Origin of the sequence: Bacillus sp. SIMBA_031 (assembly GCF_046535225.1) — a bacterium.
Lineage (GTDB): Bacteria > Bacillota > Bacilli > Bacillales > Bacillaceae > Bacillus > Bacillus velezensis.
Window position 1 is genome coordinate 1 of sequence record NZ_JAWRXC010000620.1, and the last position, 241, is coordinate 241.

Here is a 241-nt window from a genome sequence, read left to right on the forward strand (position 1 = left end):
TTGCAGGGGCAAAATAAGCGTCCGCGATGCCCTCGCCATAATAATCGAGTACCGCTTCGATCAGGTCCTCTTTCGAGGCGAAATACTTGTAAAGCGTGCGCTTGGAGATGCCGCTCTCGGCCATGACAGTGTCGATGCCGGTGGCATGAAACCCGCCATCGTAAAAGCGGTCGAAGGCCAGCTTCAGGATCTCAAGCTTCTTGGCCGGGATCGGCGCGGCATCGGGCATGTCTCATTTCCT

General features: G+C 56.4%; 1 protein-coding gene. It reads right to left on the reverse strand.

Annotated features, from left to right (window positions below; translation table 11 throughout):
* Positions 1-229: TetR/AcrR family transcriptional regulator (locus SB724_RS21580; protein ID WP_410573093.1), on the reverse strand; the 229-nt coding region annotated here is incomplete at its 3' end.
* Positions 230-241 lie beyond the last annotated feature (12 nt).